Annotated in this window: 6 protein-coding genes; 5 read left to right on the top strand and 1 reads right to left on the bottom strand. The window is 36.1% G+C overall.

Annotation, left to right across the window (positions count from 1 at the left end):
- From VB654_RS17450 to VB654_RS17465, 4 genes are all read left to right on the top strand, one after another.
- Positions 1-1,121 (top strand): hypothetical protein (locus tag VB654_RS17450; protein ID WP_323215081.1); only part of this gene is annotated, 1,121 nt, incomplete at its 5' end.
- A complete protein-coding gene (locus VB654_RS17455; RefSeq protein ID WP_323215082.1) occupies positions 1,121-2,590 on the top strand; it encodes an RAMP superfamily CRISPR-associated protein in 1,470 nt (489 codons plus the stop codon). The genes VB654_RS17450 and VB654_RS17455, both read left to right, overlap by 1 nt.
- Entirely contained in the window at positions 2,587-3,162 is a 576-nt protein-coding gene (gene csx19 / locus VB654_RS17460; protein WP_323215083.1) for a CRISPR-associated protein Csx19, read from the top strand. The genes VB654_RS17455 and csx19 overlap by 4 nt, the downstream gene beginning before the upstream one ends.
- A gap of 2 nt (positions 3,163-3,164) precedes the next feature.
- Positions 3,165-5,177: a TIGR03986 family CRISPR-associated RAMP protein gene (locus VB654_RS17465; RefSeq protein WP_323215084.1), complete on the top strand. Its 2,013-nt coding sequence runs from the start codon at positions 3,165-3,167 to the stop codon at positions 5,175-5,177.
- 223 nt (positions 5,178-5,400) lie between these two features.
- Here the strand turns inward: VB654_RS17465 and VB654_RS17470 are convergent, their stop codons facing one another.
- A complete protein-coding gene (locus VB654_RS17470) occupies positions 5,401-6,966 on the bottom strand; it encodes a sodium:proton antiporter (RefSeq protein ID WP_323215085.1) in 1,566 nt (521 codons plus the stop codon).
- A 123-nt stretch (positions 6,967-7,089) separates the two neighbouring features.
- Here VB654_RS17470 and VB654_RS17475 point away from each other — a divergent pair.
- Positions 7,090-8,596, top strand: a 1,507-nt coding sequence (locus VB654_RS17475; RefSeq protein ID WP_323215086.1) for a sodium:proton antiporter, incomplete at its 3' end; no start/stop codon positions are given.

An 8,596-nucleotide genomic window follows, 5' to 3' on the forward strand; every position in this document is an offset into this window, starting at 1 on the left:
CTCAACAGCGAGAAGGCGAAGGAGAGATTTTCAAATATGAAGCTATTGATGCTGGTCAAAAATTACAAGCTGTTATTCTATGTAGTAATGATACTGATGCACAAATAATCAATATTTTACTAAATTTATCACCAAATATGTGGCTAGGTGGTTCTCAAAGTGCTGGTTATGGCCATACAAAAATCGAAGATTTAAAACTCGTTAATAATTGGAATGAAATTGAGATTCTAGCTAGTGAGCGGATTGATAATGATAACTTTACTGTAACCCTGTTAAGTGATTTAATTTTACGTGATGAGTGGGGACACTATTCTGTGATACCTCCATCTAATACTAATCAAATTTCTGTACCTTTAACTCAGGAATTGGAGAAAATATTAAAAACTAAGCTAGTACCTAAGTGTAGTTATGCTAGTAGTAACATAGTTGGTGGATTTAATAAAAAATGGGGTCTTCCTTTACCTCAAGTTCCTGTATTTTCAGCAGGAAGTGTATTTGTTTTTAAAAACATTGATATAACTCCAGAACAAATTCAACAATTAGAAAATCAAGCTATTGGTGAGCGGAAAAATGAAGGTTTTGGTAGAATTGCCATTAACTGGTTAACAGAAGAATACTTTGATTTAAGACAGCCTGAACAAAAACCATCTCAGCAACCAGCATTAGAAAATGAAATATCTCGTAATTTAGCCAAAAAAATGGCTGCAAGATTATTAGAACAAAAGCTAAAACAAACTTTATTGAAAGCGATAGGAAGATTAAAAATAGAAGGAAATATTAGCAACAGTCAATTATCTAGATTGCAATTAGTAGCTAGGCAAGCATTATCAACTGGTGATTGTAATATGGTTTTATCACTTCTAGATAATTTACCTACAAATTCACAAAAAAAGTTTGATAAGGCATTTATTAACAATCTAACTCTTAGAAAACAATTAGAAGACTGGTTGATAAATCCTGGTAATTGGATTCCTAATCAACGCAATATAAAAGTTACAGTTGCGGGAATAGAAAGAAGTCTTACAAATGACAAAATTACCAAAGATAATAAATTACTAGAAAAATATACACTTCAATTAATTATGGCAGTTGCTAAAAAAGCAATTAAGGAGAAAAACTAATGGTTTGTAAGCGCATTAAAAACCGTAATCAACGAAAAATATATAAACGTATTATTATACGTGGATTATTAGTCTTATATACTCCAACTTGTTTAGGAGGTGGTGATACAGATGGAAATATTGATTTACAAATACTACGTGACAGTATAGAAGATAAGGCATTACTAATGGGTTCATCTATTGCAGGTGTATTACGTAATTATTTACGAAAATATCAAAATAGAGATGAATTTTTATTATTTGGAGGACTACGTACTGATGAGAATAGTGATCAAAGTCCACTCATTATCAATGATGCAATTAGTAGTGAATTAATTAAGGCAGAATTAAGAGACGGAGTTAAAATTGATAGCATTACTAGAACTGCTGAATCACAGGGAAAATATGATACAGAGTTTCTAGAAGCAGGTACGGAATTTCCTCTATGTTTTGAGTTGTTGATAGAAGAAAAACCTGATACTCCTAACTATGAATCTAGTTTACTGAAAGGATTAGCGATCGCACTCCAAGGTTTAGAAAACGGTGAAATCAGCTTAGGCATGAAAAAACATCGTGGGTTTGGTCGTTGTCATATCAAAGAGTGGCAAGTTTGGAACTTTAATTTAAAAGATGCAAGCGATCGCATAGCTTGGTTAACTTTTGACCATTCTTGGTTAACCAAACCACCCTGCACTAAATCAGCTGATCCTAAAACTTCAATAGTTGAGGCCATGAAAGAAGCAGGCCTTAAGTTTCCAGAAGAATGGGATGATAAACGCGAGTTCTGTAAAATTGATGCTACATTTACCCTTGCTAGTCCTTTATTAATTCGTTCTGGTCAAGCGTCCAGTGACAAAGCACCCGATGTAGTACATTTAAAATCCTGGCGTAATGGAGAATTAAAACCTGTTTTATCTGGTACATCTTTAGCTGGTGTTTTACGTCATCGCGCAGAACGTATAATTAATACAATTGGTAAAAATACCAGTATTATTGAAAATATCTTTGGTTCAGATTTATATAAAAACAAAACTTCAGAAGCAAAAGCTAGTCGTTTAATAGTTCATGAAAGTGTCATTGAAAATACTACAGATTTAGTACAAAACCGTATAGCTATTGACCGTTTTACTGGTGGTACTTTGCATGGTGCGTTATTTAATGAGCAGCCAATATTTCCTAAAGATAATGCACATTTAAAATTAAATCTTGAATTACGTAATCCTCAAAATCATGAAATTGGGTTATTGTTGTTACTAATAAAAGACTTATGGACTGGTGATTTACCAGTAGGAGGTGCAAGTAGTATTGGTAGAGGTAGATTACAAGGAAAGAAAGCAACTATTACTTTACGCAGAAAACAAGAAAATACAGAATTTGAGAATATAACATTTACTATTGAACAATCTTCACCAAAAGAAACTTTAGTTATAAGTGATGTGAAATATTTAGAAAATTTTGTTTCTGAATTAAATAATGAGGTTAACAAATGAATAAACCAAAATGTGACCATTTAAAAATACCAGATAGTTTTGATTTAAAAAAATGGTTAGAAGAGCAAGCAAAAGAAAATCAATTAAATTATCTTCTAGCTCACGCTGATGATGGGGTAATCTGGGGTAAATTTCAAGATGGTGAATTGATTACCACTACTAAACCAGTTAAATTATTTCCTGAATGCGATTTTCCATTGTTAAGAGAGAAAACTTTACAACAATGTCGTATTTTTGGGGATAAATCAGAAGTAATGATTTGGAAAATAGAAGGGGGTTTTAAAGCTCGTTTAATTCAAGATAAAAATTTGGAAAATGATGATTATATTACTGAAAATCAAATTCTTTGGGGAACACACGGAAAGCATCATGAAAATGGATTTACTTTATTATGGGATGGTTCACAGGGACTAAAACACGCTGTGCCTTTTACCGATATTGAATTAGGAAAAAAAGGTGAACTAAAAAATAAAGTTAGATTAATAGTTCGTCATTACATTGATTTTGATGATTCGGGTGTTGCTCGGATTTATCTAAGTCGTTTAGTTGATTTAACAAATAAGGAGATTTAAAAATGAATCCTAAACATATTACACCCAAATCTAAAAACAATCGTGCTTTTGCTCCTTATAATTTTGTAGAACTACCCGATGAAAACAAGTTGGTTTTAGCACAACAGCTACCAAATAATAATTGTTATGATGAAAAGAGATATACAGGCTATATTGAGTGTACTTTAGTTACAGAAACACCTTTATATATTCGTGGTGGTTTAACTCCAAATGATTTTAAAAATTTTGGCGATTTAAGTTGTAATCATCAAGAATTGGAGCAGGTAACATCAGAAGAACAAAAACGCTGGACTAATTTTTTCAATAACCCAGCTAATAATCGTCCAATCATTCCTGGTAGCAGTATTAGAGGTATGCTAAGGACAATTATGGAAATTGTTACTTATAGTAAATTTCATCAAGTTTCAGGAAATCAAAAATTATTTTTTCGTGCTGTTGCAGCACCTAAACTTGATCCTCTAACTGGAGAATATAATAAAAAACTACTGGATCGAGACAAAAATAAAGTAAAAGCTGGATATATACAACAACAAAAGGATAGTACATGGTTAATCTATATTGCGAAAGATATCGAAAAATACCCCTTTGTATGGATTAAAGAATCATTGATACCTGATGATATTGAGTTAATAAAACTAAATAGAACTGATTATAAACCTCAATATTTAGAGGTAAAATTTGATGATATCACTCAATATAAAACTCGCTACATTGCCAACCAGATTAGCAAAGATAACCCTAATCATAAATATAGTGGATATCTAGTTACAAGTGGTAACATGATAGAAGGAAATACAGAAGGTAAATCTTCACGTCAATATCATTGTTTAATAGGAGAAAAAACAAATGATTATAAAGAAATTGATCCTGGTGCTGTAGAGGATTATATTGCAGGATTAACGGAATTTCAGAAAAAATTTTTTGATGAAAATAGCGGTGTCTTAAAAAATGGTTGTCCTGTTTTCTTCAGAGAACCTAAACCAAATGAAAAAGTAACTCTATTTGGTCATAGTCCTAACTTCCGTGTACCTTATACTCCTTCTGCTAATAATGGACGTGCTGCTTCAGTTACAGATTTTATTCCTTCCAGATTAAAGAGTTCTGAAAACTCAGATATTGACATGAATGAAGCAATATTTGGATGGGTAAATAAAAAATCACAAGATCAAGCTCGCGCTGGAAGAATTTTTATTACTGATGCTATGGTTGATGATACAATTCCAGAAGATCAGATTTGGTGTCAGCAGAACTCTGATGAAAGAATTACTCCTCCAATTTTAGCTACTCCTAAACCTACTACCTTTCAGCATTATTTAGTACAAACTGACCCTGATGGTAAAAGGGAAAATCTCAAACACTATGGTAGTGTTCCTAATCAAGATACAGTAATTCGTGGATATAAATTATATTGGCATCATAAAGATGTTAGTAATAGTTCAATTACGGAGGATAATTCGCAAGAAATAAAAGACAAACCAAAACAATATACAAAAATTAGACCTATCAATCCACAGATTAGGTTTCATTTCAAAATTTATTTTGATAATTTAACTGAACAAGAACTAGGTGCATTATTATGGGTATTGGATTTAGCGAAAGAAAAAGAAAAGCGTATTTATGTGAAAAATAATCAAGAATATCGTTTTTCTCTTGGTATGGGTAAACCTTTTGGCATGGGAGCAGTGAAGCTGACTAACCAAGTATTATGGCTTAGTCAACGCCAAGAAAAACGTTATCGTAAATTATTTAATGACAATAGCTGGGAAACAGGTAATTACAATGCTAATGAACTTGCTGAAATATTTGTAGAAGAATTTAAAAAATATTTGTTAGAAAGAATAGGTGAAACTTCTGATACCAATTTAGAAAATGTAGAACGTATCAAAATGTTATTAACAATCTTAAGTTTTCCTGGAAAACCAAAAGGTAGTGTACGCTATATGAAAATAGAACATCCTCAGAATAATAATGAGTATGGTGAACGTCCAGTATTACCAAATCCTGGTGATGTTTAATGTTTTTGCTAGACCACCAAAACCACCGAAAAAATAAATGCGATAGCTTCGCTCGCCGTAGGCATCGCCTCTCCCTCACCCATTCCCTCATAGCTGCTTTTGAAAACCCTTCTTGCAACCAAGTGGTATATTTAGGGATGCAATCTTTAGCTCAGACTGATTCAAGCTGAACTACCTACTCCCATGCAACTTTCAATGAGAAGCGATCGCCAAACTCCTCTGACTAATGACTATTGCCATTTTCCCAAACATCTGCCAGCATAGGGGCTAATTCCGTATTTAACCGACCAGCCCGGACAAATTCTGCATAGGTATCAGCCTCAATAGCCAAAAGTTCCTCCCGAAACTGTTCAGTGATAAAGGTGCGAATATTGGGATACTCAATCTGTAACTTATCAATTTTCGTTTGCAGATTTTCAATCTCGCCTTTAATTAGTGTTTCCTGGTAACGGTAAAACTCCGGGTCAATACCTGGACGCTTATCTGATTGGAGGTGTTGCAAAACCCGTTCTAAAGCGACGTGACGAGTAGCTAGTTGTGAATATTGATCACGTAGAGGCGCATCACCCAAAAGATTTAGCTTCTGTAACAAAGGTTTTATTGTCAATCCTTGGACAAGCAGAGTAAATAAAACCACTCCAAACACCGTCGCAATGATTGTTTCTCGTTGTGGTAGTCCTATGGGTACACTTAAAGCTAAGGCGATAGAAACAGAACCCCGTACCCCACCCCACCATAAAACGGTTTGTTCAGGTAAAGGGATTTGATGTTGGGTAATCACAGCACTCAAATTGCTGAGAAGATAAATAGCCACAGCCCGCATTAAAATCATGGCAGCTATTGTGATCCCAATAATTTGCAGGTTTTCCCCCAAAACAGCAAAGCGAATTTGGTCGCCAATCAACAAAAAGACAATGGAGTTCACAAAGAATGCCAAAAAATCCCAAAATTCTGAAACAATCACCCTAGTGCGGGGATTCATGCCGACGCGAGAACCAAAGTTACCTAAAATTAAACCTGTGGTGACAACTCCAATTACACCCGAACCCCCCAACTCTTCAATAACTAGGTAAGTACCGTAAGCCGAAACCAGAGTTAAAGACTGTTCCACCATCGGTAAATCAAAGCGCTGGGTTAGATAAGATATACCAAAGCCAATTAATCCTCCCACAGCTACGCCAATCCCAACAACTATCACAAGCTGCAATAAAATTGGCTGGAAACCCAATTTGGCATTTCCCAAAGATAGCGCCACCATAAAACCAAAAGCCACCACCGCCATGCCATCATTAAACAAGCTTTCGCCTTCCATCATGGTGGTGAGATTTTTACCTACGCCCAATTCTCGGAATAAAGCAGTCACAGAAACCGGGTCAGTTGCAGATAAACTAGCGCCAATCAGCAAAGCTGTAGTTAAAGATATCTCCGCTAATTGATTTAGACCAAATGCTATGCCTGCAATGGAAATTACTACCCCTAAAACTGCGTAGAGGCAAATTGTGACTAAATTGCGCTTTAACTCCGCCCAGTGCAAATTCCAGGCAGCTTCAAATAATAAAGGTGGTAAAAAGATAAACAAAATTAATTCTGGGGAAAGGGTGACAAGGCGGACATCAACAAAGGCCAACCCTAAGCCCACAATCACTAGAAGTAAAGTATAAGGTATGTGGCGAAACCAACTAAATATCTGCGGTAAAGTCGCCACTCCTAAAGACACCGAAAGTACTAAAAGAAATTGTTTAAGATTAGTGGTGATAATTTGTTCACCAACTGCTGATTCCATAATCATAAGTAAAAGTCGGTATAGTTTTACATTTAACTTTGTCTGCTCAAATTGATGAAACTCGCCTGTGTTAACCTCAGCTTCAGATTAAGATTTATCAGCAAACTCAAATAACTTGTCAAAATATCAGTGAATGTTACCGAATTAGTCAAAGTTTCAATTATTCTGCTGTTGGTTGCTACAGCTGTGGCGCTGCTATCTCGCAGGCTTAAAGTTCCTTATGTTGCGGGTTTAGTGCTGGCTGGATTGGCAATTACGGAATTGCTACCCAGTCGCATTGGTTTGAATGATTCTCTCATATTAAATTTGTGTTTACCAATTCTGGTGTTTGAGGCAGCAATTAATACTGATATCAGTCGCCTGCGTAGCACCGTTAAACCCATTGCTTTATTAGCGGGGCCGGGAGTGGTGATTTCTTCTGGGGTGACAGCAATACTTTTGAAATGGGGACTGGGAATAGATTGGATACAAGCACTTTTAGCTGGAGTGATTTTAGCAATCACTGATACTGTTTCCATGATTGCTGTGTTCAAAGAAGTACCGGTTCCTTCGCGACTTTCTACCATTGTGGAAGGAGAAAGTTTATTTAACGATGGTGTGGCGCTGGTTTTATTTAGCTTAATTTTACAATTTAATGCGTCTGGTTCACTCTCAATCCTGGATGGATTCCGAGAATTTTTGGTAGTGATTGTGGGTGGTACTTTGCTGGGCTTAGTTCTGGGCTATTTGAGTACTGGTTTATTTGTGCGGTCAGATGAGCCGCTTAGTAGTATTTTACTCACAATGGCTGTAGCTTTGGGAGCTTTTCAAGCTGGGCAATTGCTGGGTGTATCTGGTGTGGTAGCAGTGGTGGTGGCTGGTTTAATTGTGGGGACTAAAGGGCTGGCGGGTAATGTATCGGCTTCTACTCGTCTAACATTACTAACTTTTTGGGAATCTCTGGGTTTTGGTGTCAATAGCTTAATTTTTTTGTTAATTGGTTTAGAAGTTAATCTCACAACTCTTTGGTCTATTCTCCCTGCGGTATTATTAGCAATTCTGGCTTACCAAATGGGACGGATGGTTTGTGTGTATCCCCTGTTAGCAATGGTGGGTTGGTTTGACCGGACTATACCGTGGCGTTGGCAACACGTTTTGTTTCTGGGTAATATTAAGGGTTCGTTGTCGATGGTGTTGGCGTTAAGTTTACCCATTGGACTGGTAGGACGAGAAACCATAATTCCTATAGTGTTTGGGACAGTGTTACTTTCTCTGGTGGGACAGGGTGTAAGTTTACCGTGGTTAGTCAAACGTTTAAATCTGTCTCACTTTTCTGCATCTCGCCACCGAATCGAAGAAATGCAAGCACAATTAATTACTGGTAAGGCGGCACAGGATGAATTAGATAGTTTGTTGAAATCGGGAATATTACCAAAAGCTATCTATGAAGAGATGCGTTCAGCTTATCAGGTGCGAATTGCCAATGCAGAAAAATCACTACGAGAATATCATAATCGTCGCCCAGAGGAGTTTGGCACGAAAAGAAGCGATCGCGATAAACTAGATGCTATCCGTCGGCGTTTACTGTTAGCCGAAAAAGGCGCACTCACTGAAGCTACGCGTAAGCGAATTCTCTCAGAAGAAATTGTCCGCGATC

It is taken from the genome of Nodularia sp. UHCC 0506 (assembly GCF_034931045.1).
Lineage (GTDB): Bacteria > Cyanobacteriota > Cyanobacteriia > Cyanobacteriales > Nostocaceae > Nodularia.

Coding starts and splice junctions, on each gene's coding strand:
- VB654_RS17455 (WP_323215082.1), top strand. CDS start 1,121: ATGGTTTGTAAGCGCATTAAAAACCGTAATCAACGAAAAATATATAAA.
- csx19 (WP_323215083.1), top strand. CDS start 2,587: ATGAATAAACCAAAATGTGACCATTTAAAAATACCAGATAGTTTTGAT.
- VB654_RS17465 (WP_323215084.1), top strand. CDS start 3,165: ATGAATCCTAAACATATTACACCCAAATCTAAAAACAATCGTGCTTTT.
- VB654_RS17470 (WP_323215085.1), bottom strand. CDS start 6,966: ATGATTATGGAATCAGCAGTTGGTGAACAAATTATCACCACTAATCTT.